This window comes from Streptomyces sp. NPDC001599 (genome assembly GCF_042893535.1).
In the GTDB taxonomy this organism is placed as follows: Bacteria; Actinomycetota; Actinomycetes; order Streptomycetales; family Streptomycetaceae; genus Streptomyces.
The window spans coordinates 354,863-381,550 of record NZ_JBIAVA010000009.1; the positions used below are offsets into that span (position 1 = coordinate 354,863).

A 26,688-nucleotide genomic window follows, 5' to 3' on the forward strand; every position below is an offset into this window, starting at 1 on the left:
ACAGCGAGTTGGGCCGCCGGAGGTGTGAACGGGTGGTGGAGATGCGCATCATCTTGGCATGAACCTGCGGTCCGAGGGGCGGGCCGCGTCCTCATGGAGGTGTGGGCATGCACCGCAGACTCGCCACCGGACTCACCGCCGCGGCCCTGGCCGTGACCACCGTCGTCACCACCGCCGCGGCCGCCGACGCCGCTCCCGCCGACAAAGCGCAGGTTCTCGCGAGCTGGACACAGACCAGCGCGTCCAGCTACCAGGCCTGGACCGCCGCACGGGCGAACAAGTCAGCCTGGTCCGCCTACGGTTTCGACTGGACCACCGACTACTGCTCCTCCTCGCCGGACAACCCGTTCGGCTTCCCCTTCAGCACCTCCTGCGCACGGCACGACTTCGGCTACCGCAACTACAAGGACGCGGGCACCTTCAGCGCCAACAAGTCCCGTCTCGACAGCGCCTTCTACGAGGACCTCAAGCGCGTCTGCGCCGGTTACGGCGGCGCCACCAAGACCGCCTGCAACAGCACGGCCTGGACGTACTACCAGGCCGTGAAGGTGTTCGGCTGACGAACCCGGGCAGGCGCCGCCGCCGCCAACACGGCCGCCGCGCTGGCGATGCCCAGGACGGCGCCCGCGGCGACGTCACCCGGATAGTGCACGCCGGTGTGGACCCGGGAGTAGCCGACGGAGCTCGCCAGCGCGCCCAGCGGTACGGCGGCCTCGGGCAGGACGACGCCCACGGCCGTGGCGAACGCGACCGCCGCGGCCGTGTGTCCCGAGGGGAACGACGCCGACGCGGGCATGGGGACGTACCGGTCCACCGTCACCCGCGCCGCCTCCCGGTCCGGGCGCGCCCGGCGCACCAGACGCTTGCCCAGCAGGTTCGTCGAGGCCGACGCCACGGCGACCGCCCCGACACCGACCAGGGCCGCCCGCCGCGCCCGCGCACCGCTCAGTGCGAGCGCGGCGGCGATCCCCAGCGAGATCTTCGAATGGTCCGCGGCGCGGGACAGGCGCCGCAGCGCCCGGTCGAGCGTGGGCGTGGACGTGGCGGCCACCGCCGCGTACAGCGCGCCGTCCACGGCCCGCAGCTCCCCGAGTACGGCGGTGAGGGCCCGCTTGCGCGCGGACCCCGGGCCGGGGGGCGGCCCGAGAGGGGCGCGGGTGCCGCCGTCGGCGTCGGTCGGTTCGGTCATGGGCTCCTGCTCCGCGGGGAGACGGGACCCCAGCCATCCTGGTCGTCCGCGGACCCGGCGGCGCGCGGGCGGGGCCCGTCCGGGGGACGCCGGGAGGGGAGGCTGGTTCGGGCGGTGCGGCTCGGCCCGGCCGGGTCCACGCACCGGCGGGCCGCCCGCCGGCCCTAGTGGAGTCGGCCGGCGGCCCGGTGCGGCGGCGGTGGGTCAGTCCGCGGCCTGGAAACCGCGCAGGCGCAGGCTGTTGCCGACGACGAAGACGGAGGAGAAGGCCATGGCGGCTCCGGCGATCATCGGATTGAGGAGTCCGGCGGCGGCGAGCGGCAGGGCGGCGACGTTGTAGGCGAAGGCCCAGAACAGGTTGGACTTGATGGTGCCGAGTGTCCTGCGGGCCAGTCGGATGGCGTCCGCGGCGGCGCGCAGGTCGCCGCGGACGAGGGTGAGGTCGCCCGCCTCGATGGCGGCGTCGGTACCGGTGCCCATCGCGAGACCCAGGTCGGCCTGGGCGAGCGCGGCGGCGTCGTTGACCCCGTCGCCGACCATCGCCACCGAACGCCCGTCGCCCTGGAGGCGCTTGACCACGGCGACCTTGTCCTCGGGCATGACCTCGGCGATCACGTGCTCGGGAGCGATGCCGACCTCGGCGGCCACCGCCTCGGCGACGGCCCGGTTGTCGCCGGTGAGGAGGACCGGCGTCAGGCCCAGCGCCCGCAGCCGGGTCACGGCCTCGGCGCTGGTGTCCTTGACGGCGTCGGCGACCTCCAGGACGGCCCGGGCCGCGCCGTCCCAGGCGACGGCGATCGCGGTGCGGCCGGCGGCCTCCGCACGGGCCTTGGCGCGTGCCAGGCCGACGGGCAGTTCCATGGCCCATTCGGCGAGCAGCTTCTCCCGGCCGACCAGGACGGCGTGGCCCTCGACGACGCCCTGCACGCCGAGACCGGGCACGTTGGCGAAGTCCTCGGGGGTGGGCAGGGTGCCGACCCGTTCGGTGGCGCCCGCGGCCACCGCCTGCGCGATCGGGTGCTCCGAGGCGTGCTCCAGCGCCCCGGCCAGCCGCAGCACCTCCGCCTCGTCGGTGCCGTCGGCGGTGTGCACGGCGAGCAGGGTCATGCGGCCGGTGGTGACGGTCCCGGTCTTGTCCAGGACGATGGTGTCGACCTTGCGGGTGGACTCCAGGACCTCGGGGCCCTTGATGAGGATGCCGAGCTGGGCGCCGCGACCGGTGCCGACCATCAGCGCGGTCGGGGTGGCGAGGCCCAGCGCGCAGGGGCAGGCGATGATCAGGACGGCGACGGCGGCGGTGAACGCGGCGGCCGGTCCGGAGCCGTTGCCGAGCCAGAAGCCCAGGGTGGCCAGCGCGAGGCCGATCACGACGGGGACGAAGACACCGGAGATGCGGTCGGCGAGCCGCTGGGCCGCGGCCTTGCCGTTCTGCGCGTCCTCCACCAGCCTGGCCATCCGCGCCAGCTGGGTGTCCGCGCCGACCCGCGTCGCCTCGACCACCAGCCGGCCGCCCGCGTTCACGGTGGCCCCGGTGACCCCGTCGCCCGCGCCGACCTCGACCGGCACGGACTCGCCGGTGAGCATCGACGCGTCGACGGCCGACGTGCCCTCGACGACCGTGCCGTCGGTGGCGATCTTCTCGCCGGGGCGGACCAGGAACCGGTCGCCGACCTTCAGGTCCCCCACCTGGATCTGCTCCTCACGACCGCCCCGCACGACCGTGACGTCCTTGGCGCCCAGCTCCAGCAGCGCCTTGAGCGCGGCACCGGCCTTGCGCTTGGACCGCGCCTCGAAGTAGCGCCCGGCGAGGATGAAGGCGGTCACCCCCGCCGCCGCCTCGAGGTAGATGTTCCCGGAGCCGTCGCCGCGGGCGATGGTCAGCTCGAAGGGGTGGGTCATGCCGGGAGTGCCCGCGCTGCCGAGGAACAGGGCCCACAGCGACCACAGGAACGCCGCCGAGGTGCCGACCGAGATCAGGGTGTCCATGGTGGCCGCGCCGTGCCGGGCGTTGGTGAACGCCGCCTGGTGGAAGGGCCAGGCCGCGTACGTCACCACGGGCGCCGCCAGCGTCAGCGACAGCCACTGCCAGTACTCGAACTGCAGCGCGGGCACCATCGCCATCGCGATCACCGGGACCGCCAGCACCACCGACGTCACCAGGCGCTCCCGCAGCTCGTCGACGGTCTCGGCGCCCCCCGGCCCGGACCCGGACCCGGCACCGGTACGGGCCGGTTCGGGCTCGCGGGCCGTGTACCCGGTCGCCTCGACGGTGGCGATCAGCTCCGGGACGGACACGTCACCGGCATGGCTGACCTTCGCCTTCTCCGTCGCGTAGTTGACGGTCGCGGTGACCCCCTCCATCCGGTTCAGCTTCTTCTCGATCCGGGCGGCGCACGAGGCACAGGTCATGCCGCCGATGGCGAGTTCCACCTCGGCTGGTGCGCTGGTCGTACTGGTGGTCATGGCTGCTCCTGATGCGGGGTCGTCGGCCGGGACCCGGCGTCGCGGGTCCCGGCGGTGCGTCGGGGGAGTGCGGGTCGGTCAGACGCGGCCGGTCAGCTCGTACCCGGCCTCGTCGACCACCTCGGCGATCGCGGCGTCGTCCGGCTCGGCGTCGGCGGTGACGGTGACCCGGCCGGTGTCGAGCCGGACGTCGACACCGATGACACCGTCCAGCTCGCCGATCACCCGGGTGAGTGTCGCGACGCAGTGACCGCAGCTCATGCCGGCGACGGCGTAGGCGGTGGTGACGGGGGCGGTGACGTTCGAGGGCATTGCTTCCTCCAAGGATGTGGTCACAGATACGGGGCGGGGGTACCCGCCCGGACCAGTCCATGTATACCCCTAGGGGGTACCTAAGGCAAGTGGCTCCACGGCTTGATTATGTACCCCCCAGGGGTATGGTGAAGTGCAAGAAGAGGGCTTCCGGGCGAGCCGGAGCCCCGGATCCGAGGAGACGCCGTCATGCACACCGGACTGAGGATCACCGCGTTCGCCGCCGCGCTGGCCGCCACCTTCGGCACCGCCTACGGTGTCGGCACGGGGATCGACCCGATCGTCGCGGACGGCGCCGCGCCCGCGCCCCATGACGAGCACCGCGAACCGGACGGGCCGCGTGAACCGACGCCGCGACCGAAGGAGGGCGGCGGCCACGAGGGTCACGAGAGCATCCCGGCCGGCGGCCTGCAGATCTCCGAGTCCGGCTACAGCCTCGACCTCGCCACTCCGCACGTCACCGCCGGCCGGCGCACCGAGCTGCGCTTCACGGTCCGGGACGCGAGCGGCGCGGCCGTGACCGCTTACCGGCGCGAGCACGACAAGGAACTCCACCTCGTCCTGGCCTCACGCGACCTGGTCACCTACCGCCACCTGCACCCCACCCGTGCCGCCGACGGCACCTGGAGCACCCCCGTCGACCTGCCCGCCGCGGGCGGCTACCGCGTCTTCGCCGACTTCACCCCGGCCGGCGAGGACGCGGAGAACCTCACCCTCGGCGCCGACCTGGCCGCCTCCGGCCGATACGAGCCCGCACGGCTCCCGGCCCCGAACCACGCCGCCCGGACCGACGGCTACGAGGTCGAACTCGAGGGTTCCCTGCGCCCCGGCAGGGCGAGCGAGCTGAAGCTGAAGGTGTCCCGGGGCGGCGAACCCGTGGGCGACCTCCAGCCCTACCTGGGCGCCTACGGCCACCTCGTCGCCCTGCGCTCCGGCGACCTCGCCTACCTCCACGTCCACCCGAACGGCGAACCCGGCGACGGCACCACCAGGCCGGGCCCGGAGATCTCCTTCAGCGCCACCGCGCCCAGCCCCGGCACCTACCGCCTCTTCCTGGACTTCCGGCACCAGGGCGAGGTCCACACCGCGGCGTTCACCGTGCGTGCCGGATCGGCGACGGGTGCGACGGCCGGTGCGACGAAGGAGGCCGACCCGAGCGCCACGCCGGAACACACCGACGGCCACGGGCACTGACCGGCGCCACCACCTGCGCCACCACCGGGGCCGGGCGTACTCCGAGGCCGGGCGCACCCCGTGGTGCCGGGCATACCCCCCCCGGGGCTCCTCAGGCCGTGACGACCCGGACTCCCGCCTCCTCGAAGCGCCCGACCAGCTCCGGGTCGGCCGCACCGTCCGTCACCAGCGTGTCCACCGACTCGGTCGCGCAGATCCGGGCGAACGCCCGCCGGCCCAGCTTGCTGGAGTCGGCGGCCACGACGACCCGCTCGGCGCGCTCGCACAGCAGCCGGTTGATCGCGGCCTCGGCCTCGTCGTGGGCCGCGGCACCGTGCGCGACGTCGAAGGCGACGACGCCGAGGACCGCCACGTCGAGGGTCACCTGCCCCAGCACGCCGTCCGCGAGCGGCCCGATCAGCTCGTACGACTGCGCCCGGGCCACCCCGCCGGTGACCACGATCTTGAACTGGGGGCGAACGGCGAGTTCGTTGGCGATGTTGAGCGCGTTGGTCACCACGGTCAGCGCGGGGGTGCCGGAGGCCAGGTCGGCGCGCACGGCCAGGGCGCGCGCCACCTCCGTGGTGGTCGTGCCGCCGGTCAGCCCCACCGCCTCGCCCGGCGCCACCAGGGCGGCGACCGCCTGCGCGACGCGCTGCTTCTCCGAGGCGCGGCGGGCGGTCTTGTAACGCAGCGGCAGTTCGTACGACACCCCGTGCACCACCGCGCCACCGCGCGTGCGCACCAGCATCTGCTGCTCGGCGAGCCGGTCGAAGTCGCGGCGGATCGTCGCGGCCGAGACCTCCAGCTCGGTCGCCGCCTCCTCGACGTCCAGCCGGCCGCGCTCGACGAGCAGTTCCAGCAGTGCCTTCCAGCGGGCGTCGCGCGACATCCGCGCCTCCGTTCCTCGACCCCCGCCGACCCTAGCGCACGCACTCTTCCCCGGATTGCTTGATCGTGCTCTAAAGCTCGCTATATCTTGCAGGAACAGTCAATCCGTGTTCGGGGAGTGTGCGGCATGACGTATGTCGAGGACGAGCTCAACAGCCAGCCCGAGTGCTGGACGCGCGCCGCGGCCGAGGCGGCACGGCACACGGCGGCGCTGCCGGTGGCGGGGGAGCGGGTGGCGATCGTCGGGTGCGGCACCTCGTACTTCATGGCGCAGTCGGCGGCGGCGCTGCGCGAGGACGCGGGCCAGGGCGAGACGGACGCGTTCGCCGCCTCCGAGTTCCCGCGCGGGCGGATGTACGACCGGGTCGTGGCCCTCACCCGCTCCGGCACCACCACCGAGGTACTGGAGCTGCTCACGGAGCTGAAGGGCCGCACCCGCACCGTCGCGCTCACCGCCGACCCGGCCACGCCGGTCATGACCGCCGCCGACGACGTCGTCGTCCTCGACTTCGCCGACGAACGGTCCGTCGTGCAGACGCGGTTCGCGACCACCGCGCTCACCCTGCTCCGCGCCCACCTGGGCCTGCACACCGAGGCCGTCGTCGCCGACGCCCGCGACGCGCTCGCCGCCGAGCTGCCCGAAGGGCTCGTCGAGCGCACCCAGTTCACCTTCCTCGGCCGGGGCTGGACCGTCGGACTGGCCAACGAGGCCGGCCTGAAGATGCGCGAGGCCTCCCTGTCCTGGACCGAGGCCTACCCGGCCATGGAGTACCGGCACGGCCCCATCAGCATCAGCACCGCGGGCACGGCGGCCTGGATGTTCGGCGAGGCACCCGTCGGGCTGGCCGAACAGGTCCGCGAGACCGGCGCGCTGTGGGTGCCCGGCGAGCTGGACCCGCTGGCCGAACTGGTGCGTGCCCAGCGGCTCGCCGTCGCCGTCGCCGCCGCGCGCGGCCTCGATCCGGACCGCCCGCGCCACCTGACCCGCTCCGTCGTCCTCGCCCCTTGACATCCGCTCCCCGACGCCCGCCGAGGAACAGACCGTGCCCCTCGCCACCACCGGCGACCTGATCGGCCGTGCCGCGACCCGTCCCGAGGCGGTCGACTCGCGCGGCTACCTCACCGCGGGGAGGGAGGCCATGGTCCGGACGGTGGCGACGCTGATCCAGGTGGTGACCAGGACCGACCCCGTTCCCCCTGCTCCGGCTACTCCTTGACCGCCTTCAGCACCACGAACTTCCGGTCGCCCGCCACCAGCCGGCTGTTGCCGAACAGGCGCCGCAGCTTGACGTGGTAGCCCAGATGCCGGTTGCCGACCACCCACAGTTCGCCGCCGGGGCGCAGCGCCCGCCGCGCCCCGGTGAACATCCGCCACGCCGTGGCATCGGTCGTCGCCTGGTGGGAGTGGAACGGCGGGTTGTTCAGCACCAGGTCGACACTGCCGTCCGGCACCCCGTCCAGCCCGTCGCCGACCCGGAACTCCGCCTGGCCCGCCACCTCGTTCGCCCGGTACGTCGCCCGGGCCGAGGCCACGGCCTGGAACGACTCGTCGGTGAACAGCAGCTCCGCGTCCGGATCGGCCAGCGCCACCGCCGTACCGACCACACCGTTGCCGCAGCCCAGGTCCACCACCCGCCGGAAGCTCCCGGGGGCCGGCAGGTGCCGGAGGAAGAAGCGGGTGCCGATGTCGAGCCGGTCGGCGCAGAAGACACCGGCGTGGTTGACGACGGGGCGACCGGAGAGCGGCCCGACGTCGTCGGGCAGCCGGTAGCCGAGCGGCCAGGGGTTGGCGGGCCGCTTCAGCGCGGGATCGGGCTCCGCGAAGATCAGCCGGGCCTTCTTCACGGCCAGTGACGTCCGGGTCGGGCCGACGATCCGCTCGAACAGCCGGAGCGTGGAGGTGTGGATCTCCTTCACCATCCCGGTGCCCACCACGACCGTGCCCTCGTGCAGCCCCGGCGCCAGCCGCAGCAGCTGGTCCTCCAGCAGGGCGAGGCTCTTCGGCACCCGCACCAGCAGCACGTCGACACGGTCCGGCGGCGGGTCCTGCGTGGTGAGCAGGCGCACCGAGTCCGGCTCGACACCGCTCCGCTCCAGATTGACCCGCGTCGCCTCGCGCGCGAGGTGGGAGTCGGTGATCTGCACCGGACGGTGCGCCGCCAGCGCCGTCACCAGCGCTCCCCACCGGTCGCCGACCACCACGACCGTGCCGGACAGCGGGACCTCCCGCTCCGCGAGGTGCCCCAGCAGGTACTCGTCGGCGGCGTCCCAGGCGCGGAGCCGGTCGCGCGGGTCCTCGGGGAAGCGGGACAGCACGCGCTCGCCCCACACAGTCGTCATGCGGTCGTCGCGGTCGCCGCTGTGGTTCGTGCTGCTCGGGTTCGTGCTGTGGTCGTTAGCGCTGCGGTCGTTCATCGTGTGTCCAGGCTAGCCGAGCCGCAGCTCAGCGCCGGTCGCGCCCGGGGAGCGGAGCACGGAGGCAGGATGGGGACATGGACGCCGAGCTGTTCCCCAGGACCCGCGCCGAGACCGCACCCGGCGCCGTCCACGTGCCGGACTGGCTGGCCCCGGGACGGCAGCGCGAGCTGCTGGACGCCTGCCGCGCGTGGGCCCGCCCACCGGCCGGACTGCGCACGGTACGCACCCCCGGCGGCGGCACCATGACCGCCCGGCAGGTCTGCCTCGGCCGGCACTGGTACCCGTACGGCTACGCCGCCACCGCCGTCGACGGCGACGGCGCCCCGGTCAAGCCCTTCCCGGCCCGGCTCGGCGACCTCGCCCGCCGCGCGGTGACCGACGCGCTCGGTGCCGAGGCGGTGGCGGCGGCGCCGTACGACATCGCGCTGATCAACTTCTACGACGCCGACGCCCGCATGGGCATGCACCGCGACGCGGACGAGCGCTCCGACGCCCCCGTGGTCTCCCTGAGCCTCGGCGACACCTGCGTCTTCCGCTTCGGCAACCCCGAGACCCGCACCCGCCCCTACACGGACACCGAGCTGCGCAGCGGCGACCTGTTCGTCTTCGGCGGTCCCTCGCGGCTCGCGTACCACGGGGTGCCGAGGGTGCACCCGGGCACCGCGCCGCCCGAGTTGGGGCTCGCCGGGCGGCTGAACATCACGCTCCGCGTCAGTGGCCTCTAGGCACCCCGCACGGACGGATCATGGGAGACTCCCCCTCATGAGCGGCAAGGCGGACCCCCGGACGGCGGGGGAAGGGACCACCTCGAGGACGCGGCTGGACCGGGGGCGCGGTGCGCTCGGACCCGCGTTGGAGCTCGTGCACACCGGACGCGCCCCCACCCGGGCCGTCCTCACCGCCGAACTGGGCGTGACCCGGGCCACGGCGGGCGCGGTCGCCGCCGAACTGGAGGCGCTCGGCCTGATCCGGGTGGACGCCAGGCCCGGCGCGGCGGCCGGGTCCCAGGGCCGCCCCTCGCACCGTCTCTCGGTCGCCGAGGACGGGCCCGTCGCCCTCGCCGCCCAGATCCACGCCGACGGCTTCCGGGCGGCCCTGGTCGGCCTCGGGGGCCGGATCGTCGCGACGGCGCCCGGCTGCGAGGTCGTCGACGCCGACCCGGCGAAGGTGCTCGGCTCCGTCGTCGAGGCGGGCGCGGAACTCCTCAGGGAGACCGGGCGGCGCTGCGTCGGCGCCGGGCTCGCCGTGCCGTCCGCCGTCGCGGAACCGGAGGGCCTGGCCCTGAACCCGCTGCACCTGGCCTGGCCGGCCGGCGCACCCGTGCGGGAGATCTTCGCGCAGCAGGTGCGCGCTGCCGGGATCGAGGGGCCCGCCTTCGCCGCCAACGACGTCAACCTCGCCGCCCTCGCGGAGCACCGTCACGGTGCCGGACGGGGCGCCCGCGACCTGCTGTGCGTGGCCACCGGCCACCGCGGGGTCGGCGGCGCCCTGGTCCTGGACGGCCGTCTGCACACCGGCAGTTCCGGGCTCGCCCTGGAGGTCGGCCACCTCGCCGTCAACCCGGAGGGCCGCCCCTGCCACTGCGGCAGTCGCGGCTGCCTGGACGTGGAGACCGACCCGCTGGCCTTCCTCACGGCGGCCGGGCGTGAACCGGGACCCGAGGTGTCCCTGCTCCAGCAGTCCTACGACCTGATCCGCGAGCACTACGCCGACCCGGCCGTCCGCACCGCCACCGAGACCCTCATCGACCGCCTCGGCCTGGGACTGGCGGGCCTGGTGAACATCCTCAACCCGGATCGCATCATCCTCGGCGGACTCCACCGCGCGCTCCTCGACGCCGACCCCGAGCGGCTGCGCGCGGTCGTCGCCGGGCGCAGCCTGTGGGGCCAGAGCGGCGGGGTGCCGATCCTGCCCTGCGGTCTCGACCACAACAGCCTGGTCGGCGCGGCCGAGTTGGCCTGGCAGCCGGTCCTGGACGACCCGCTCGGCGTGCCGGCGTAGGCAGCCGGACGTGCCCGCGACTCAGGGCGCGGGCCGGTCCCCGCCGCTCGGGGCGTGGCTGAGGTCGACGACGCAGAAGATGTTGCCGTCCGGGTCGGCCAGGACGACGAAGTCGGGGTCGGGCGGGTACAGGTCCCACTCGACTGCCCGCGCGCCGAGGCCGATCAGCCGCCGCACCTCCGCCCGCTGCTCCTCGGCCGAGTCCGTGAACAGGTCGAGGTGGAGCCGGGGCCGGGGCTCTGGCGGCGAGTCGCTGCGCAGGAGACCGAGGGCCCGCCCGGAGCCGTCCGCGTACTCCAGCGTGCGCCAGGTCTCGCTCTGCCACTCCTCCGCGGCCACCAGCGGCAGCGCGGCCGTCCAGAACGCCACCGCGCGGGGGAGATCCGTGACACCGACGACGGGGATTCCGAGTCTCAGCATGATCCCGACCCTACGTACTGCGCCAGCCCGTTGCCCAGCGACCAGTCCGCGGAGGTGTTCTCGGTCAGGGTGACGAAGACGTTGCGGGGGTCCGTCCCCGCGTACTCCTCGGCGAGCCGGGCGATCCGGCCGTACAGTGCCTCCTTCTGCCGGGTGGTCCGGCCCGCCCGCAGCGTGATCGCCACGAACACGATGCCCGCGTCGCGGCGCACGCCCAGGTAGTCGTCGTAGCGCAGGGTGCCGCGGGTGGCGTCGTGCGCGGTCAGAACCTGGAAGCGGTCGTCGGGCGGAATGCCGAGGGTTTCCACCAGGGCGTCGTGGACGGCCCGCCCGAGCGCGTCGAGCCGGTCGTCGTCGGTGCCGCCGCCGTGGGCGTCGATGCGGACGAAGGGCATCAGGGGTCTCCTGTCGGACGGGGCCGGGACGGGGGCCGCGGAAGGGGGGCGCGGAAGGGGGGTGTCAGTGCCAGTCGACGGCGAACGCCCGCGCCGGGTTCTCGGTGAGGACGCGCCGCACCAGCTCGTCCCCCACGGAGAGGGCGAGCCGGGGAGCCACGCGGCGCAGCAGGTACGGCATCCCCGGGCCCCCGTCGACCGACCGGGCGGACGCCGTGGTCGTATCGCCGCCTAGCAGCAGCCGGTCGCCGAAACCCGCCTCGGCGAGATCGCGCACGGCGTCCGGCATCCGCCAGTCGGTGGCGTGGTGGGCCCGTGACGGTCCGTCGAAGGCCAGCCAGCATCCCGACCCGGCGGCCTGCCGGTGGGTCACGGGGTCGGGGGAGCGGTTGAGGTGACCCAGGATCACCCGGTGCGGCGGGACGCCCGACTCGCCGCACAGCAGCTCCAGTACGTCCAGGGCGCCGGTGCCCAGCTCCAGGTGCACGGCGATCGGCGCCCCCGTCGCGTGGTGTGCCTCGGCCGCCGCCGACATGGTCCACCGCGCGTGCGCGTCGAGCGCGTGGAAGCCGCCCGCCACCTTGATCAGCCCGGCGCGGACGCCCGACGTCCCGATGCCCCGGGTCAGTTCGGCCACGAAGACGTCGGCGGCCCGGCCCCGCAGCGCGGCGAGCGTGTCCCGGTCGTAGTGGACGTCCTGGTGCAGTCCCGTGGCGGCCACCACGTGGACGCCGGTCTCCCGGGACAGGGCCGGCAGATCGGCGGCCCGCCGGCCCAGTCCGTACGGTGTCCACTGCACCACCGTGCCGCCGCCCCGTTCCCGGAAGGCGGCCAGCTCCGCCCGTGCCGCCGAGGCGTCGCGCAGTTCCTCGCCGGGCAGCCGGGGACTGGCGAAGAACAGGTGGTCGTGGGCGTCGCACACCCCCAACTCCCCGCCGGGCACGTCCCCGAGGACCGTGCGGACGGCGCTCACCACTGGCGCCCCCTCGGCAGCAGGGCCCGCCCCGGCGCGGACAGGTGCAGCACCTGGAAGACCTCGCCCTCCAGCCCCTCGGGCGCGTCGCCCGCGTGCAGCGAGAAGCGCACCAGCTCCCACTGCCCGGTGTCCACGACCGCCGCCGCGAGCAGTACCCCGCCCATGGCCGCCAGCCGCCCGGTCTCCCGCACCGCGTCCGCCGCCACCTCCGACAGCGGCACCCCCTCCGGCACCCGGTGGCGCCACAGGACCGCGTGCCGCGCGGGGCTGCCGGCGGCACCGCCCTCCTCGTGGGCCAGGCCCGTCCACTGCCGGACCGCGGGCCGGCCGAAGTCGTCGGTGGGCCGCTGGAAGGCGCCCTCCCAGAGGAAGGAGTTCATGCCCTCCACGGTGTTCCACAGGTAGAACGGCGCGTACTGGTTGACCGGCGAACCGTCCTTGCCCCGCTCACGGATCAGATACGCCTTGAGCCCGAGACCGGGCCAGTCGTCCAGCAGGTGCCCGGTGCGGGCCACGCGCTCCCTGATGACGTCCATCGGATAGTCGGCGGGCAGGGTGAAGGCGTACTGCATGGCATGCATCGGATGCCCCCTCAGTTCTTGTGGGTCGCGAGCAGCGAGAGCAGGCCCCGGACGCCCGCGTCGAAGGCGGCGGGGGAGCCGGACGCACGGGCCAGGACGTAGCCTCCCTGCACGGTCGCGACGACCGCCGCCGCGATCTCCTCGCCGTCCAGCCAGGGCGCGAACTCGCCCTGTTCCCGCCCCTCCTCCACCAACTGGGCGATCTGCTCGCGCAGCCAGTCGAGGGTCTCGTCCACCGGGGCGCGCAGCGAGTCGTCGGCGATCACGTCCGGGTCCATCGTCAGACGCCCGACCGGGCAACCGCGCAGCACGTCGCGCTCGCGCCGCAGATACGCCTCGATGCGCTCGTACGGCGTCCCGGGACCGGCGAGCACGGCCCCGGCGGCGGCCCGCATCTCCTGGGCGGTGCGCCGGATCGCGGCGAGCGCGAGGTCGGGCTTGCCCTTGAAGTGGTGGTACATACTGCCCTGCCCGGCCTCGGCCCGCTCCAGGATCGCCTTGGGGCTGGTGCCCACGTACCCGCGCTCCCACAACAGCTCGCGGGTGGACTCGATGAGTCGTTCCGAGGTGCTCATGTCCGCACTGTACATACTAGTAGTTACAGACGTCGAGTGAGCGTCCGGAGACCGGGGAAGCAGCCGCGGACCGCCGGAGTACTCCCCGCGTCGTACCCGCACTGCCGCTGGCCGTACGACGACCCGGGCCCCCTCCCGGGGCGAGGCTCGGAAGCGACACAAGGGACATCGCGACCGAGGAGTTGGACGACATGGAGACCCTGGCACAGTTCGGCGACGGCGGGCCCGGCCCGTGGATCCTGCTCTTCCCGTTGATCTGGGCACTGGTCATCGGCGGCGGCATCACCCTGCTGCGCCGCACGGTGTGGCGCGGGCGCCGCGGACCCAGGCGGCCGAGGACCGTCGAGGACAACTCGCCCATCACCGTGCTCGGCCACCGCTTCGCCTCCGGCGAGATCGACGAGGACGAGTACTGGCGTCGGCTGTCCGTGCTGGACGAGCAGTTCGGCCGGACCGGCAAGGGCGGTGCGGCATGACCACGACGACCGTCACCCGGGCCGCCGCCCGGGTCGTGGACGCCGTGAAGGTGTACGGCGGTGGTGACACCGCCGTACGCGCCCTCGACGGCGTCAGCGTCGACTTCCCGGCCGGCCGCTTCACCGCCATCATGGGGCCCTCGGGTTCCGGCAAGTCCACCCTCATGCACTGCGCCGCGGGCCTCGACACGCTCACCTCGGGCACCGCCCGCATCGGCGACACCGACCTGAGCACCCTCGACGACCGCCGGCTCACCCTGCTGCGCCGCGACCGCGTCGGCTTCGTCTTCCAGGCCTTCAACCTGGTGCCGACGCTGACCGTCGCCGAGAACATCACGCTCCCCCTCGACCTGGCCGGCCGCCGGGGCGACACCGAATGGGTCGACGCGCTGATCGACGTCGTCGGACTGCGCGACCGACTCCACCACCGGCCCGCCGAACTCTCCGGCGGGCAGCAGCAGCGCGTCGCCGTGGCCCGCGCCTTCGCCGGGCAGCCTGACGTGGTCTTCGCCGACGAGCCCACCGGCAACCTCGACTCCCGCTCCGGCGGCGAGGTGCTGGGCCTCCTCGGCCGCACCGTCCGCCAGACCGGCCGCACCGTCGTCATGGTCACCCACGACCCCGTCGCCGCCGCCCACGCGGACGAGGTCGTCTTCCTCGCCGACGGACGCCTCGTCGACCGCATGGACGCGCCGACCGCCGACAAGGTCCTGGACCGGATGAAAGCCTTCGAGGTGCCGTCATGAACGCCCCCGTCCCCGTCCGGCTGAGCGTCTCCTCGCTCCGGGCCCACAAACGCCGCTTCGCCGGGACGTTCCTCGCCGTGGTCCTCGGGGTCGCCTTCCTGACCGGCACCCTGGTCATGGGCGACACGCTCCGCGCGAGCTTCGACACCATGTTCGGCAACGCCGCCGGCGGCACCGACGCCGTGGTACGCAGCTCCGACGCCATCACCACACCGGGCGAGAGCCAGGGCGTACGGCAGCCGGTCGGCACCGACCTGGTGCGGACCGTCGAGCGGGTGCCCGGCGTCGCGGCCGCCGCCCCCAGCATCCAGGGCGCGGGCCAGCTCGTCGGCGCGAACGGCGACCCGATCGGCGGCCAGGGCCCGCCCACCCTGGCCGGCATCTGGATCACCGACCCCGAGCTGAACCCGTACCGCCTCGCCGAGGGCCGCGCCCCCCAGCAGTCCGGCGAGGTCGTCGTCAACCGCGGCGCCGCCGAGAAGGGCGGACTGGCGATCGGCGACACCACCACCCTGCGCACGCCCGACCCCGTCGAGGTCACCGTCGTGGGTCTCGCCACCTTCGGCGGCGAGGACGGCATGGCCCAGGTGACCTTCACCGGCATGACCCGGGCCGACGCCGAGAAGTACCTCACGGCCCGGCCCGGCGAGGCGGCGAGCATCCAGGTGCGGGCCGGGCCCGGCGTCGGCCAGCAGGAACTCGTCGACCGGCTCACCCCCGTACTGCCCGACGGTGTCGAGGCCATCACGGGGCAGGAGTCGGCCGCGGAGAACACCGACATGATCTCCAGCCAGTTCCTGACCCTGTTCACGACCTTCCTGCTCGTCTTCTCCGGCATCGCCCTGCTGGTCGCGACCTTCTCGATCCACAACACCTTCGCCATCGTGGTCGCCCAGCGCACCCGCGAGAACGCCCTGCTGCGCGCCCTCGGCGCCTCCCGCCGTCAGGTCACCGCCGCCACCCTCGTCGAGGCGGCCCTCGTGGCCCTCACGGCGTCCGCCGCCGGGCTCGCGGGCGGCATCGGCATCGCGGCCGGACTCCAGGCCCTCTTCCCCGCGATCGGCTTCCCGTTCCCCGAGGGCGCCCTGGTGATCAGCGCGCTGTCGCTGCTGCTCCCGCTCGCCGTCGGCGTCGTGGTCTGCCTCGGCTCCGCCCTGCTGCCCGCGGCCCGGGCCGGCCGCACCGCACCCCTGGCCGCGCTGCGCGAGACGGCCGTCGACACCTCCGGCGCCTCCCGCGCGCGGGCGTTCACCGGCACGGCGCTGCTCGCGCTCGCTCTCGCGGTGACACTCGTCGGGGTCCTGCTCTCCCCGTCGGTGTGGCTGGCGGGACTGGGCGCCGTCCTCGCCCTGGCCTCCTTCGTGGTGCTCGGCCCGGTCGCCTCCGCCACCGCCGTACGCGTCCTCGGAGCCCCGCTGGACCGGCTGCGCGGCGTCACCGGCGTCCTCGCCCGGCGCAACGCCCTGCGCAGCCCCAAGCGCACGGCGGCCACCGCCGGGGCACTGATGATCGGCGTGGCGGTCGTGTCGCTGTTCACCGTGTTCGGCGCCTCGCTCAAGGCGACCATGGACCAGACGGTCTCCCGGTCCTTCGCGGGCGACGTCGCCGTCAGCGCGCCGTCCTTCGGCGCCGGCGGCAGCGGCCTCAGCCCGCGGCTGGCCGGAGCCGTCCAGAAGCTGCCCGAGGTGGACACCGCCGTCGGCCTCGGCCGGGGCGTCGCGGAAGTGGACGGCGAGGGACGGGCGTTGACGGTCACGGACCCGGTCGCCCTGAACCGCACCTTCGACCTGGGCACCGTCCGCGGCTCACTGGACGACCTCGGCACCGACGGCATCGCGGTCACCGGGAGCGAGGCGGACAAGCAGGGGCTGACCACCGGCGACACCACGCGACTCACCTTCACCGACGGACGCAGCGGGACCTTCACCGTCCGCGCGGTCTACGGACAGTCCGAACTCGCCGGCGACTACGTCATCACCCGCGCGGCCTGGGCCCCGCACCGTACCCAGGACTCCGACACCCTGGTCGCCGTCGCCTTCAAGGACGGCGTGAGCGCGGAGGCGGGCAAGGCGGCGGTCGAGAAGGTCGCCGGGCAGTACGGCAACCCGGAGGTGCAGACCCGGGACGAGTACGCCGAATCCTCGGCGGGCGGCATCGACATGATGCTGACCCTCGTCTACGCGCTGCTCGCTCTCGCGGTGCTCATCGCCCTGCTCGGCATCGCCAACACCCTCACCCTGGCGGTCCACGAGCGCACCCGCGAACTCGGCCTGCTGCGCGCCGTCGGGCAGACCCGGGCCCAGTTGCGGGCCATGGTCCGCTGGGAGTCCGTCCTGGTCGCCGCCTTCGGCACGGTCGGCGGGCTCGGTCTCGGCGCCTTCCTCGGCTGGGTCCTCGTGGCGGCCTCCGACGGTGCCTCGGACAGCGCCTTCGCCTTCGCCGTGCCGCCCGCGCAGCTCGCGGTGGTGGCCCTGGTCGGCCTCGCGGCCGGTGCCCTGGCGGGACTGCGTCCGGCTCGGCGGGCATCCCGCCTGGACGTACTGCGCGCCGTCGCCGCGGAGTAGCCCGCGCCGGCCCGGCGAACCGGCCGCCGTTGCGGCACCCGCCCTCCCTCCACGGCGAGTGCCGCACCCGGCTTGGGGCCGTACCGCGAGCAAGGCGGGCTCGGCAAGAGGCGGCGCGCGCCCACCTCTCGACCGGGTCCGCTGCCGCTTGCCGCCGCGTGCCACCGCCCGCCTCCGCACCGCGTCCTTCCGGACGGCCGACGCTCCGTCAGGGCCGCTGACGGCCCCGCCGGTCGACGACCGCCGGAGACGCGAACCCGCGTCCCGGGCGTCGCCGGAACCGTGACGCACGGTCCCCGGCAGCGGACGGTCACCGCCCGGTCAGCCGGCAACGGCCGACCGGGCGGGAGCGGGTTGGGGGCTGCCGAGGTCGACCGCGTGCTCGACCTCGGCGAACGCGGCGACCGGCACCTCCTCGACCAGACGGCGCGGCGGGCGGGCCGACACGGGTGGCACGGTGACCGGCGCGGCGGTCACGGCCGTCGGGAGCGTGAACCAGACGACCTTGCCGGACTCGCCGTCCGGCCGGGCGCCCCAGCTCTCGCTCATCGCGGCCACCATGGCGAGCCCGCGCCCACACGTGGCGAGGGGCTCGGCGTCGTCCACGACGGGCAGTCGCGCATCGTGGTCGCGCACCGAGACCGTGAGCCGGTCCAGGAGCAGTTCTATCTCCACGGTGCACGTCTTGTCGGGCCGCGCATGCAGATGGACGTTGGTCAGCAACTCCGTCACGCCGAGCACCGCACGGTCGATCAGGAGATCCATATGCCAGTAGCGCAATTGCGCAGATACGATTCTGCGGACCTGGCCGATCCGCGACGGCAGGGCTTGGAGCTCCACCGTGCAGTGTCTGCTTGGGTGAGTGATCACGGCTGCGACTCCCCGACATAGAGGTCCGGAAGAACACGGAGTTCGGATCCAGCGAGCCGCACGTGGCGCACGTCGCCCGCTGTCATGGCCGGCGGGCTGGTTCGCAGCGTTATCGCCGGTAAACCCAGAGTGACGTGAGACCAGCGTGACGCAAGGGGTGAGGCACCGCAAGTTACGGACATCTCTCAGGCGCGGCGTCCGGCAGCCCTGCGCACCGCCTCGATGAAGCGGCGGGCCGCGGGAGGCCCCGGCTCCCCGGGGGCCGGGTCACGCTCTCCGAGGGTCAGCAGGTACCGCTTGCCGTCGAGGTCGGCCAGCGCCCGGTCCTGCGGGGCGAACCACGGGCGGGAGGCGCGCACCGCCTGCACCGGCGCGCTGTCTATCTCGCTGCCGTAGCTGGTCAGCAACTCCACCCGGCCACCGCTGATCCGGACCGTCCCGGCCCGGGTGAGTGAACGCAGCCGCTTGCCGATCCGCACCCCCGTGGCCCTGAACTCCGGCTCCGTCATGGCCGTCGCCCCCTCGTGCGCGTCGGTTCCGCCGCTGGCAGTCTGCCCGCACCACGCTCCGAGCACCAGTACGCGCCGGTCCTTTCCGGAGGCGACCGGAGCACTCGCGTGAATGCGCCCCCCACCGGGCGCCCGCTGCGTCGACCCCCGCACCCCAGGGGTGCCTTTGAGGCCCCCAAAGGTGCGTTTATGCAGGTGAGAAGCGTGTGCAAGGTGTTTATGATCCAGGTGTCGGCCGCGCTGTCCGCCGTCGGCGCGCAGCGTAAGGAGCCCCGAAGTGAGCACTGACCGACAGACCGGCACCGGCGCCACCCTCGACGTCGACCACAGCGACGCCGCCTACCGTGCCTGGCTGAAAGAGGCCGTCCGCAAGGTCCAGGCCGACGCCAACCGCTCGGCCGACACCCACCTGCTCCTGTTCCCGCTCCCGGAGCACTGGGGCATCGACCTGTATCTGAAGGACGAGTCGACCCACCCGACCGGCAGCCTCAAGCACCGGCTCGCCCGCTCCCTGTTCCTCTACGGCCTGTGCAACGGCTGGATCCGGCCGGACCGCCCGGTGATCGAGGCGTCCAGCGGCTCGACGGCCGTCTCCGAGGCCTACTTCGCGAGCCTGATCGGCGTGCCCTTCATCGCCGTCATGCCCCGGACGACGAGCACCGAGAAGATCCGGCTGATCGAGTTCCACGGCGGACGGTGCCACTTCGTGGACGACTCCCGGCGGATGTACGAGGAGTCGGCCCGCCTCGCGGCGGAGACGGGCGGCCACTACATGGACCAGTTCACCTACGCCGAACGCGCCACCGACTGGCGCGGCAACAACAACATCGCCGAGTCGATCTTCCGTCAGCTGCGGCTGGAACGGTATCCCGAGCCGTCCTGGATCGTCGCCACGGCCGGCACCGGCGGCACCTCGGCGACCCTCGCCCGCTACGTCCACTACATGCAGTACGACACCCACGTCTGCGTCGCCGACCCGGAGAACTCCTGCTTCTTCGAGGGCTGGACCACCGGCGACCCCGACGTGGCCTGCGACCGCGGCTCCCGCATCGAGGGCATCGGCCGGCCCCGGATGGAACCGAGCTTCGTACCCGGCGCGATCGACCGCATGATGAAGGTGCCGGACGCGGCGAGCGTCGCGGCCGTACGCTCCCTCGAGCGGGCGATCGGCCGCAAGGCGGGCGGCTCCACGGGCACCGGGCTGTGGAGCGCACTGAAGATCGTCGCCGAGATGGTGGCCGCGGGGCAGCGGGGCAGCGTCGTGACACTGCTGTGCGATCCGGGGGACCGGTACCTCGACAAGTACTACTCGGACGCCTGGCTCGCCGAACAGGGCCTCGACATCGAGCCGTACACGGCGGCGATCGAGTCCCTGCTGCGCACCGGCAGCCTGCTCGACTGAGCGGTCGCCGGTCGCCGGTCGCCGGTCGCCGGTCGCCGGGCTACGGCCGCCGCCGCAGCCGCCGGTCCAGCGACGTGACCGCGCTCCGGAACGCCCGCCCCAGCCCCGGACGGGCCCGGTCGAGGACGAAACGGAACGGCGCCGTACCGTCCGCCGCGAACGTCCAGCGCACCCGTGTCCCGGTCCCGGCCGGCGTCAGGCGCCACTCCTCGAGCATGGCCCGGGCGCCCGGCACGTTGGTGACGTCGACGCGGTAGGCGTACACCTCGGACCGCTCGGCCGCCAGCACCGTCTCCACGAAGCGCGCACCGCCCCTGAGCCGGATCTCGCGCCCCGCGCCCTCACCGATGGGCCGGGCGAACGTCACCGCCGAGAACCACGCGGTCCAGCCCGGCACGTCCTCGGCCAGGGCACGGAAGACGGCGTCCGGAGCGGCGGCGACCTCCCGCGCGAAGACCAGGCGCACCGGCGCCGTCTCGACGAAGTCGAGACCCACCGGACGCAGACGGCGAGCCATGGACACCACCCCCTGGTGCGAAACCGCGCGCGGCGGACGATCGGCTGGGTGGCGCCACGATAGACCCGGGCACGCCGGGTGTCAGCGGGGCGGGCGCCCCACGGCGGGCCCGCGCGGCGCCTCGCACGGGCAGGGGCTCCCGCGACAGGGGGCTCCCGCGACAGGGAGCTCCCGCGCACGGCCGACGCCGACGCGAGGGGTCAGTCGGTCTCGGGCTCCGGCTCGCCCGCAACGACCAGCCCGAGGTGCTCGGCGACCTCCGCGCGGGCATCCGCCGACAGGCCGGAGTCGGTGACGAGCGTGTCCACCTGCTCCAGCGCTGCGAACGAACTCAGGCCCACGACACCCCACTTGGTGTGGTCCGCGACCACCACGACACGCCGTGCCGACTGCACGAGCCGCCGGTTCGTCTCGGCCTCCGCCAGATTCGGCGTGGACAGACCGGCCTCGGCCGATATCCCGTGCACGCCCAGGAACAGCACGTCGAAGTGGAGCGTCGCGATCGCCTGGTCGGCGACCGGGCCCACCAGCGAGTCGGAGGGCGTGCGCACACCGCCGGTCAGCACCACCGTCGCCCCGCCCTGCCGCGGCCCCGAAGTACGCTGCGCCACGTGGAACACGTCGGCCACCCGCACCGAGTTGGTGACCACCGTCAGATCCGGCACGTCCACCAGCCGGTGCGCCAGCGCGTACGTCGTCGTACCGCCCGACAGGGCGATCGCGGCGCCCGGCGCGACCAGCTCCGCCGCGGCCCGCGCGATGTCCTCCTTGGCCGTCGGCTCCAGACCCGACTTGGCCTCGAACCCCGGCTCGTGCGTGCTCGCCTCGGCCACCGGCACCGCGCCGCCGTGCACCTTCTCCAGCACGCCCTGCCGGGACAGCGCGTCCAGGTCGCGGCGGACCGTCATGTCCGACACGCCGAGCTTGCGGGTCAGCTCGTTGACCCGGACCCCGCCCCGGCGGCGCACCTCGTCGAGGATCAGGGCGCGCCGCTGCTCCGCGAGGAGGTTCGGATTCTCACTCACGTACGCCCCGGTCCTTTCGCCGCAAAACCGTCCGACACGCCGCCGCACTCGCTCCGATGAGGACTTCTCCCCGCACCCGTGCGCGGATGTCCCATCCTCGCACGCCCCGCCACGGCGCGCGCCACCGCCCGCCGCGCGCACCACCGGTCACACGGATCGGGGAGATTCCGTGCCGAGGGGTGTACGACGTCCGCGGACGGGAGATCCTTGTGCCCGCACGGACAGAGCCGACGGCACGTCACGGGGGAGTGCGGACAGTGAAGAAGGCGCAGGAACGGGCCGGGACGGGCGGGCGCGACGCGAGAAGCGGCACCGCCCTGGAACTCCTGGTCCACGGAGTGGGCGGCACGACACCCGCCGAGATGCTGGACGACCCGCGGACCGTGCGGATCACCGGCGACCACGTCGCCGCCGTCTTCCGGCGCACCGAGGACGCCGACGCCGAGTCCCGGCCCGAGGACTACCGGGGCCGGCCGGTCCCCGAGGCCTACGTCTGGTGCAACCTGACCTCCGGCAACGGCAGCCGCGCCCTGTGGCTGCTGCTCCTGCCCTTCATGGTGGTCAACATCGCCCACTGGATGCGGCCCGCCGCCCACGGCCGGATCCGCACGGTCCGCCTCTACGGACTGCTGCTGCGGCTCGCGGCCCTGACCCTGACGGTGCTGCTGGTCGCCGCCGCCTGCGAGGTCGCCCTCGACCTCGTGGCCTGGCAGTGCGCGGGCACGCGCGCGTGCGCCGAGCGGCACTCCTGGCTTGGCTTCCTGTCACCGGCCCTGTCGGACGGCGGCTGGTGGAGCACGCCCGGCCGCAGGCTCGCCCTCGCGGCCGCGGTACCCGCCGCCCTGACCGGGCTGCTGTGGTACCTCTCGCTGCGCACCTGGCGGGCGTACGAGTCCCAGCAGCCGATGGACCGCGAGGCCGACCCCGAGGAGGACCCCCGCCGCGCCGCGCTGGGCCGCCCCGGGTTCTGGTACGGGCGCCGCCTGGTGGCCCGGCTGCGTGCCGCGCACACCGCCGCCGGTCTGCTGACCGTCGCCGTGGGGGTGGCCGCCCCGGCGGCCCGCTTCGACCGCCGGCCGGGCGGGCCCGCGCCGCTCGACACGCTCGGATGGGCGCTGCTCGGGGCCATGGCCGCGGCGGCGGTCGCCGTGGTCGCGGTGGTGTGCCGCCGCGGCCGCAGTGAGCGGCTCATCGACCGGACACTCGACGAGCACCTCGTCCGCCGCCTGCCGCTCGCCGCCCTCCTCCTGTTCGTCCTCGCCCTGCTCTACGGCGGCTGGGCCCGCCCGGAGTGGACCTCGGGCGGCCGGCTGTCCGGGAACACCGCCTTCGGCGGCATCGCCCTGTTCCAGGGCCTGCTGGTGGTCGCCCTGGCCGTGGTCGCCCACCTGCTCCACCGCAGCCGCCCCGACGCCCGCGCCGCGATCCGCGGCCTCGGCGGCCCCGCCGTCGCCATGCTGGCCTGCGCGCTGGGCGGCGTGATGTCCGGCGGCGTCGCCCAGCGCGTCTCCGACTGGATGGACGGCACCGGCACCTCCCTCGACGGCCCGCCCGTCCTGCTGACCTGGCAGGCGTCCGTCATCCCGCCGCTGCTCGTCGTCGTCCTGCTGATGTGCGCCGCGCTCGCCCTGCACACCCTGCGCCTCGCCCGCGCGGAACGGGACACCGTGGAAGGCGACCACCCGGGGGAGGCCGGAGACCCGGGGCGCACCCGGCGCATCGCCCTCGCCCGCGCCATGGCCACCCTCACCGACCGGGCGCCCCTCCTCGTCGCCATCACCTCCGCCGCCACCCTGCTCCTGGGCGCCGGAGCGCTGGTGGGCGCCCTGACGACCGACCAGGTGCCCGGCGAGGCCGCGCGCGGCACGTACGCCGTCGTCCAGGGGGCCGCGCAGACCGCGCAGGACCTGGGATCCTGGCTGATCGGCCTCGGCTTCATACTGTTCGTCACCTGGGGCAGGCGCGCCTACAAGGACGCTTCCGCGCGGCGCACCATCGGCATCCTGTGGGACGTCGGCACCTTCTGGCCACGCGCCGCGCACCCCTTCGCACCGCCCTGCTACGCCGAGCGCGCGGTGCCCGACCTGACCTGGCGGATGGCGACCTGGACCCGCGCCACCGGCGGGCGGCTGGTCATCTCCGGGCACTCCCAGGGCAGCGTCCTCGCCGCCGCCGCGTCCTGGCAACTCGAACCGTCCGCCCGGGGGCGCGTCGCCCTGCTCACCTACGGCTCCCCGCTGGAGCGGCTGTACGGCCGCTGGTTCCCGGCCCACTTCGGTCCCGACGCGCTCGCCTCGCTGCACGAGGAGGTCGACTGCTGGCGCAACCTCTACCGGCGCACCGACCCCATCGGCGGCCCGATGCGGCTGCCGGGCGACGCGGGCCCCGCGGTGGACCGCGCACCCCTGAAGGACCCGCTGACGTACGGCCGGACCGAACTCCATCCGCTGCCGGCGCCGATCCTCGGCCACTCCGACTACCAGGCCGACCCGGTCTTCGCCGAGGAACGCGGACGGCTGCTGGCCCGGCTTCGCCCCGACGTACCGGCGCCACGCCACACCGGCGGTGCCGCGGCGCCCGTCCCGGCGGCGGACGACGCGACCGGGGACTGCTGAGGCCGAGGCCCGCCCGGCACCGGCCTCAGCGCCGTCACGGCAGCGCGGGCAGGTCCTCCGGGTACAGCAGCGTCAGGTCGTCCGTGCTGGGGTCGGGCAGCTGGGCGACCCGGCTCGCGTGCCGCTCCACCATCGCCTCGAAGGTCTGGCGGGCGGTGCGCCCGTTGCCGAAGGCCGGGCCCTTGGGGATCTCCGTGAAGTACTTCGTCAGCGCCTCGGACGTGCCCGGCGCCAGCCGGTACTCGTGCTCGTCGGCCTGCTGCTCCACGATCCGCAGCAGCTCCCCGGGGCCGTAGTCGCCGAACGTGATGGTGCGTGAGAAACGGGACGCCACGCCGGGGTTGACCGACAGGAAGCGCTCCATCTCCGCCGTGTACCCCGCGACGATCACGACGACCGACTCCCGCTGGTCCTCCATCAGCTTGACCAGCGTGTCGATGGCCTCCTTGCCGAAGTCCCGGCCCGCGTCCTCGGGGGAGAGCGCGTACGCCTCGTCGATGAACAGCACGCCGCCGTGGGCCCGCTGAAACGCCTCCTGGGTCCGGATCGCCGTGGAGCCGATGTGCTCGCCCACCAGGTCCACCCGGGACACCTCGACCAGATGGCCCTTGTCCAGCACCCCGAGCGAGGCGAGGATCTCGCCGTACAGCCGGGCGACCGTCGTCTTGCCCGTGCCGGGGGAGCCGGTGAAGACCAGGTGCCGCTTGACCGACGCCGCCTTCAGGCCCGCCCGCTGCCTGCGCCGGCCCACCTCGATCATGTCGGTCAGCGCCCGCACCTCGCGCTTGACGCTGTCCAGGCCCACCAGCGCGTCCAGTTCGCCCAGGACGGCCTTCGAGGTCCGGGCAGGCTCCGGCGGGGCGGCGGCCGCGATCAGCGGCTCCTGCTCGGTGGTGCGCTGCCCGGGGATCGACCCCAGCAGGCCGGGGGACTGGGCCGCGGTCTGCACCACCGGCTCGGGCGCCGCGGCGGGCGCCGTCAGACCGGTGCTCTCGTCACTGGTGCAGTCCTCGACGAGTGGACCGGAGTCGTACGCCGTGTCGGGACCGCCGTCCGCGAACTCGTATCCGCCGCGCGCGCACCGCTCCGTGCGGCATTTCCGCAGCGTCGTACGGCAGCCGTCGATCACGTGGAAGCCGTAGCCGGCGCTGCCGGTCACCCGGCAGTGCAGGAAGCTGCCGCGGCCGCCGGCCGACACGTAGACGCCCGCCTCGGAGGGGGAGTCGACGGTGCAGCGCTCGATGGTGGGGTCGGCGCCCTTGGTGACGATCACACCGGTGCGATTGCCGTCCAGGGTGCAGTTGTTCAGGGTGCCGCCGCTGCCGTGGTCGCGGAACCAGGCGCCGGTGGCGGCGTCCCGGATGCGGCAGTCGTCGAGCTGCGCGGTGGCGCCGTCGCTCACCGACACGGCGGTGTTGCGCACCTGGGAGAGATCGCTGTCGACGACGTCCACGCGCGAGCCGCGGTCCAGGACGAACAGCGCGTCCGGCACGTCGTGCACCCGGCAGGAGTCGAGCACCGCCGTGGCACCGTCACTGACCCAGACCGCCGGGTAGTCGCCGGTGCTGTCGAAGATCTCGCACTGGTTGGCGTCCACCCGCGTGCCCGGGTCCCACACCGACAGGCCGTTGCGCCCGAACTGCCGCACGCTGGTGCGGGTCAGGGTGAGGACCGAGCGGGACCTGAGGTCGACCGCGTTCTCCGGGATGTCGTGGATGCGGCAGTCGGCGAGGGTGAGCACCGCGTCCGTGTCCAGCGTGACACCGTCGCCGGTGGTGCGGTGCACGTCGCAGTCGGTCAGGTGGGCCGTCGCCCGGGCGGTCACCTGGACGCCGCTGCCGCGGACCTCGTAGACCTCGCAGCCCACGGCCTCCAGGGTGGAGCCCTCGCCCGTCGCCGTCAGTCCGGAACCCGCGGCGTGGTGCACCCGGCAGCGCTCCAGCCGGGGATGGGCGCCGGAGCGCACCGCGACGCCCGCCTGCCCGGCCGCGACGACCTCGCACTCCTCAAACACGCCGCCCCCGCCGTCCAGGACGGCGATGCCGACACCGGCCGGATTGTCGACGGTGCAGCGCCGCACCGTGGGACGCGCACCGCCGCGCACCTCTATCCCGGAGGCGGAACGCGCGACGACCCTGAGGCCCAGCAGTTCCGGCGTGCCGTCCTCCACCAGGACCGCGGGCGCCGCCGCGTCCTGGCCCTCGACGTGCAGGTCCTGGATCACCGCCGAGGCACGCACGGTCAGCGGGACACCGTCGGACGGCGCGATGCGCACCGAACCCTGGGCGCCCTCGGGCCCGCGCAGGGTCACCGCCCGCTGGACGACGAGGTTCTCCCGGTAGGTCCCCGGGGCGACGGTGAGGACGTCGCCCTCGGCCGCGGCCTCCAGGGCGGCGGCGAGCGATGCGTACTCACCCGTGCGGCGCCGCCACCGCGAGGTGCCGGTGTGCGTCACCTGGACCGTGCCCTGTGCCATGGCGTTGCTGTGCCCCCACCTCGTCGTACGCGGGTCGTCGCCGATTCGGTTCGGCCGGTCCACCGTAGCGTGCGCGCAGGTGGTGAGTTGACCG

26 protein-coding genes are annotated in these 26,688 nt (G+C 74.2%); 11 read left to right on the forward strand and 15 right to left on the reverse strand.

The window, feature by feature from the left end; all coding sequences use genetic code 11:
- Positions 1-107 precede the first annotated feature (107 nt).
- Positions 108-560, forward strand: a complete 453-nt coding sequence (locus ACFYZ3_RS24355; RefSeq protein ID WP_388521407.1) for a phospholipase — start codon at positions 108-110, stop codon at positions 558-560.
- Here ACFYZ3_RS24355 and ACFYZ3_RS24360 read toward each other — a convergent pair.
- The 3 genes from ACFYZ3_RS24360 to ACFYZ3_RS24370 form a co-directional block, all read right to left on the reverse strand.
- Entirely contained in the window at positions 533-1,189 is a 657-nt protein-coding gene (locus tag ACFYZ3_RS24360) for a phosphatase PAP2 family protein (RefSeq protein ID WP_388521411.1), read from the reverse strand. The genes ACFYZ3_RS24355 and ACFYZ3_RS24360 overlap by 28 nt on opposite strands.
- Before the next feature lie 204 nt (positions 1,190-1,393).
- A complete protein-coding gene (locus ACFYZ3_RS24365; protein ID WP_388521414.1) occupies positions 1,394-3,652 on the reverse strand; it encodes a heavy metal translocating P-type ATPase in 2,259 nt (752 codons plus the stop codon).
- Between the two features lie 78 nt (positions 3,653-3,730).
- Positions 3,731-3,964 carry a heavy-metal-associated domain-containing protein gene (locus ACFYZ3_RS24370; protein ID WP_361013164.1) on the reverse strand — a complete coding sequence of 78 codons (234 nt, stop codon included), beginning with the start codon at positions 3,962-3,964 and terminating at the stop codon, positions 3,731-3,733.
- Between the two features lie 189 nt (positions 3,965-4,153).
- Between ACFYZ3_RS24370 and ACFYZ3_RS24375 the strand changes: the two genes are divergently transcribed.
- Positions 4,154-5,158, forward strand: a complete 1,005-nt coding sequence (locus ACFYZ3_RS24375; protein ID WP_388521418.1) for a hypothetical protein — start codon at positions 4,154-4,156, stop codon at positions 5,156-5,158.
- Between the two features lie 91 nt (positions 5,159-5,249).
- Here the strand turns inward: ACFYZ3_RS24375 and ACFYZ3_RS24380 are convergent, their stop codons facing one another.
- Positions 5,250-6,029, reverse strand: a complete 780-nt coding sequence (locus tag ACFYZ3_RS24380; protein ID WP_011027539.1) for a DeoR/GlpR family DNA-binding transcription regulator — start codon at positions 6,027-6,029, stop codon at positions 5,250-5,252.
- 126 nt (positions 6,030-6,155) lie between these two features.
- On the opposite strand from ACFYZ3_RS24380, the gene ACFYZ3_RS24385 reads away from it, so the two are divergent.
- Together ACFYZ3_RS24385 and ACFYZ3_RS24390 are read left to right on the forward strand one after the other, a co-directional pair.
- A complete protein-coding gene (locus tag ACFYZ3_RS24385; protein ID WP_388521421.1) occupies positions 6,156-7,037 on the forward strand; it encodes an SIS domain-containing protein in 882 nt (293 codons plus the stop codon).
- 34 nt (positions 7,038-7,071) lie between these two features.
- A complete protein-coding gene (locus ACFYZ3_RS24390) occupies positions 7,072-7,245 on the forward strand; it encodes a hypothetical protein (RefSeq protein ID WP_388521424.1) in 174 nt (57 codons plus the stop codon).
- Here the strand turns inward: ACFYZ3_RS24390 and ACFYZ3_RS24395 are convergent.
- Positions 7,235-8,368, reverse strand: a complete 1,134-nt coding sequence (locus ACFYZ3_RS24395; protein WP_388521537.1) for a methyltransferase — start codon at positions 8,366-8,368, stop codon at positions 7,235-7,237. The genes ACFYZ3_RS24390 and ACFYZ3_RS24395 overlap by 11 nt on opposite strands.
- 152 nt (positions 8,369-8,520) lie before the next feature.
- Between ACFYZ3_RS24395 and ACFYZ3_RS24400 the strand changes: the two genes are divergently transcribed.
- On the forward strand, positions 8,521-9,171 hold the full coding sequence (locus ACFYZ3_RS24400) for an alpha-ketoglutarate-dependent dioxygenase AlkB family protein (RefSeq protein ID WP_388521427.1): 651 nt from the start codon (positions 8,521-8,523) through the stop codon (positions 9,169-9,171).
- A gap of 37 nt (positions 9,172-9,208) precedes the next feature.
- Positions 9,209-10,447 (forward strand): ROK family protein, encoded by a 1,239-nt coding sequence (locus ACFYZ3_RS24405; RefSeq protein ID WP_388521430.1) that lies wholly within the window; start codon positions 9,209-9,211, stop codon positions 10,445-10,447.
- Positions 10,448-10,468: 21 nt separating this feature from the next.
- Here ACFYZ3_RS24405 and ACFYZ3_RS24410 read toward each other — a convergent pair whose 3' ends face one another.
- From ACFYZ3_RS24410 to ACFYZ3_RS24430, 5 genes are all read right to left on the reverse strand, one after another.
- Positions 10,469-10,867 carry a VOC family protein gene (locus ACFYZ3_RS24410; protein ID WP_385350682.1) on the reverse strand — a complete coding sequence of 133 codons (399 nt, stop codon included), beginning with the start codon at positions 10,865-10,867 and terminating at the stop codon, positions 10,469-10,471.
- On the reverse strand, positions 10,861-11,262 hold the full coding sequence (locus tag ACFYZ3_RS24415) for a tautomerase family protein (RefSeq protein ID WP_388521433.1): 402 nt from the start codon (positions 11,260-11,262) through the stop codon (positions 10,861-10,863). Before ACFYZ3_RS24415 ends, ACFYZ3_RS24410 begins: the two co-directional genes overlap by 7 nt.
- Before the next feature lie 64 nt (positions 11,263-11,326).
- Positions 11,327-12,235, reverse strand: coding sequence for a phosphotriesterase (locus ACFYZ3_RS24420; RefSeq protein WP_388521436.1), 909 nt, complete (start codon positions 12,233-12,235; stop codon positions 11,327-11,329).
- Entirely contained in the window at positions 12,232-12,819 is a 588-nt protein-coding gene (locus ACFYZ3_RS24425) for a DUF4865 family protein (RefSeq protein WP_388521439.1), read from the reverse strand. The genes ACFYZ3_RS24420 and ACFYZ3_RS24425 overlap by 4 nt, the downstream gene beginning before the upstream one ends.
- An 11-nt stretch (positions 12,820-12,830) precedes the next feature.
- Complete coding sequence (locus ACFYZ3_RS24430; protein ID WP_388521442.1) at positions 12,831-13,394, reverse strand: TetR/AcrR family transcriptional regulator; 564 nt, start codon at positions 13,392-13,394, stop codon at positions 12,831-12,833.
- Positions 13,395-13,585: 191 nt separating this feature from the next.
- Here ACFYZ3_RS24430 and ACFYZ3_RS24435 point away from each other — a divergent pair, with 191 nt between their 5' ends.
- From ACFYZ3_RS24435 to ACFYZ3_RS24445, 3 genes are read left to right on the forward strand one after another with little or no spacing between them, the layout of a single operon-like run.
- On the forward strand, positions 13,586-13,870 hold the full coding sequence (locus ACFYZ3_RS24435) for an SHOCT domain-containing protein (protein ID WP_388521445.1): 285 nt from the start codon (positions 13,586-13,588) through the stop codon (positions 13,868-13,870).
- Positions 13,867-14,616 (forward strand): ABC transporter ATP-binding protein, encoded by a 750-nt coding sequence (locus tag ACFYZ3_RS24440; RefSeq protein WP_087810811.1) that lies wholly within the window; start codon positions 13,867-13,869, stop codon positions 14,614-14,616. Before ACFYZ3_RS24435 ends, ACFYZ3_RS24440 begins: the two co-directional genes overlap by 4 nt.
- A complete protein-coding gene (locus ACFYZ3_RS24445; protein WP_388521448.1) occupies positions 14,613-17,180 on the forward strand; it encodes an ABC transporter permease in 2,568 nt (855 codons plus the stop codon). The genes ACFYZ3_RS24440 and ACFYZ3_RS24445 overlap by 4 nt, the downstream gene beginning before the upstream one ends.
- A 321-nt stretch (positions 17,181-17,501) precedes the next feature.
- On the opposite strand, the gene ACFYZ3_RS24450 is transcribed toward ACFYZ3_RS24445, so the two are convergent.
- Complete coding sequence (locus ACFYZ3_RS24450) at positions 17,502-18,050, reverse strand: ATP-binding protein (RefSeq protein ID WP_388521450.1); 549 nt, start codon at positions 18,048-18,050, stop codon at positions 17,502-17,504.
- 185 nt (positions 18,051-18,235) lie between these two features.
- The gene (locus tag ACFYZ3_RS24455) at positions 18,236-18,559 is read right to left on the reverse strand and encodes a hypothetical protein (protein WP_361013119.1); all 324 of its coding nucleotides are present in this window, start codon (positions 18,557-18,559) and stop codon (positions 18,236-18,238) included.
- Between the two features lie 277 nt (positions 18,560-18,836).
- Here ACFYZ3_RS24455 and ACFYZ3_RS24460 point away from each other — a divergent pair, with 277 nt between their 5' ends.
- Complete coding sequence (locus ACFYZ3_RS24460; RefSeq protein ID WP_388521453.1) at positions 18,837-19,961, forward strand: PLP-dependent cysteine synthase family protein; 1,125 nt, start codon at positions 18,837-18,839, stop codon at positions 19,959-19,961.
- Between the two features lie 40 nt (positions 19,962-20,001).
- Here ACFYZ3_RS24460 and ACFYZ3_RS24465 read toward each other — a convergent pair whose 3' ends face one another.
- Positions 20,002-20,478, reverse strand: a complete 477-nt coding sequence (locus tag ACFYZ3_RS24465) for an SRPBCC family protein (RefSeq protein ID WP_388521455.1) — start codon at positions 20,476-20,478, stop codon at positions 20,002-20,004.
- Positions 20,479-20,678: 200 nt separating this feature from the next.
- The gene (locus ACFYZ3_RS24470; RefSeq protein WP_361013112.1) at positions 20,679-21,503 is read right to left on the reverse strand and encodes a DeoR/GlpR family DNA-binding transcription regulator; all 825 of its coding nucleotides are present in this window, start codon (positions 21,501-21,503) and stop codon (positions 20,679-20,681) included.
- A gap of 257 nt (positions 21,504-21,760) precedes the next feature.
- Here ACFYZ3_RS24470 and ACFYZ3_RS24475 point away from each other — a divergent pair, with 257 nt between their 5' ends.
- Positions 21,761-24,118 carry a hypothetical protein gene (locus ACFYZ3_RS24475; RefSeq protein ID WP_388521458.1) on the forward strand — a complete coding sequence of 786 codons (2,358 nt, stop codon included), beginning with the start codon at positions 21,761-21,763 and terminating at the stop codon, positions 24,116-24,118.
- A gap of 34 nt (positions 24,119-24,152) precedes the next feature.
- Here the strand turns inward: ACFYZ3_RS24475 and ACFYZ3_RS24480 are convergent, their stop codons facing one another.
- Positions 24,153-26,594 (reverse strand): right-handed parallel beta-helix repeat-containing protein, encoded by a 2,442-nt coding sequence (locus ACFYZ3_RS24480; protein WP_388521461.1) that lies wholly within the window; start codon positions 26,592-26,594, stop codon positions 24,153-24,155.
- Between the last annotated feature and the right edge of the window lie 94 nt (positions 26,595-26,688).

Excerpts from the sequence above, each read along its gene's own strand:
- ACFYZ3_RS24355 (WP_388521407.1), top strand. The coding sequence starts at position 108 with ATGCACCGCAGACTCGCCACCGGACTCACCGCCGCGGCCCTGGCCGTG.
- ACFYZ3_RS24360 (WP_388521411.1), bottom strand. The coding sequence starts at position 1,189 with ATGACCGAACCGACCGACGCCGACGGCGGCACCCGCGCCCCTCTCGGG.
- ACFYZ3_RS24365 (WP_388521414.1), bottom strand. The coding sequence starts at position 3,652 with ATGACCACCAGTACGACCAGCGCACCAGCCGAGGTGGAACTCGCCATC.
- ACFYZ3_RS24370 (WP_361013164.1), bottom strand. The coding sequence starts at position 3,964 with ATGCCCTCGAACGTCACCGCCCCCGTCACCACCGCCTACGCCGTCGCC.
- ACFYZ3_RS24375 (WP_388521418.1), top strand. The coding sequence starts at position 4,154 with ATGCACACCGGACTGAGGATCACCGCGTTCGCCGCCGCGCTGGCCGCC.
- ACFYZ3_RS24380 (WP_011027539.1), bottom strand. The coding sequence starts at position 6,029 with ATGTCGCGCGACGCCCGCTGGAAGGCACTGCTGGAACTGCTCGTCGAG.
- ACFYZ3_RS24385 (WP_388521421.1), top strand. The coding sequence starts at position 6,156 with ATGACGTATGTCGAGGACGAGCTCAACAGCCAGCCCGAGTGCTGGACG.
- ACFYZ3_RS24395 (WP_388521537.1), bottom strand. The coding sequence starts at position 8,368 with ATGACGACTGTGTGGGGCGAGCGCGTGCTGTCCCGCTTCCCCGAGGAC.
- ACFYZ3_RS24400 (WP_388521427.1), top strand. The coding sequence starts at position 8,521 with ATGGACGCCGAGCTGTTCCCCAGGACCCGCGCCGAGACCGCACCCGGC.
- ACFYZ3_RS24405 (WP_388521430.1), top strand. The coding sequence starts at position 9,209 with ATGAGCGGCAAGGCGGACCCCCGGACGGCGGGGGAAGGGACCACCTCG.
- ACFYZ3_RS24410 (WP_385350682.1), bottom strand. The coding sequence starts at position 10,867 with ATGCTGAGACTCGGAATCCCCGTCGTCGGTGTCACGGATCTCCCCCGC.
- ACFYZ3_RS24415 (WP_388521433.1), bottom strand. The coding sequence starts at position 11,262 with ATGCCCTTCGTCCGCATCGACGCCCACGGCGGCGGCACCGACGACGAC.
- ACFYZ3_RS24425 (WP_388521439.1), bottom strand. The coding sequence starts at position 12,819 with ATGCATGCCATGCAGTACGCCTTCACCCTGCCCGCCGACTATCCGATG.
- ACFYZ3_RS24430 (WP_388521442.1), bottom strand. The coding sequence starts at position 13,394 with ATGAGCACCTCGGAACGACTCATCGAGTCCACCCGCGAGCTGTTGTGG.
- ACFYZ3_RS24435 (WP_388521445.1), top strand. The coding sequence starts at position 13,586 with ATGGAGACCCTGGCACAGTTCGGCGACGGCGGGCCCGGCCCGTGGATC.
- ACFYZ3_RS24440 (WP_087810811.1), top strand. The coding sequence starts at position 13,867 with ATGACCACGACGACCGTCACCCGGGCCGCCGCCCGGGTCGTGGACGCC.
- ACFYZ3_RS24445 (WP_388521448.1), top strand. The coding sequence starts at position 14,613 with ATGAACGCCCCCGTCCCCGTCCGGCTGAGCGTCTCCTCGCTCCGGGCC.
- ACFYZ3_RS24455 (WP_361013119.1), bottom strand. The coding sequence starts at position 18,559 with ATGACGGAGCCGGAGTTCAGGGCCACGGGGGTGCGGATCGGCAAGCGG.
- ACFYZ3_RS24465 (WP_388521455.1), bottom strand. The coding sequence starts at position 20,478 with ATGGCTCGCCGTCTGCGTCCGGTGGGTCTCGACTTCGTCGAGACGGCG.
- ACFYZ3_RS24480 (WP_388521461.1), bottom strand. The coding sequence starts at position 26,594 with ATGGCACAGGGCACGGTCCAGGTGACGCACACCGGCACCTCGCGGTGG.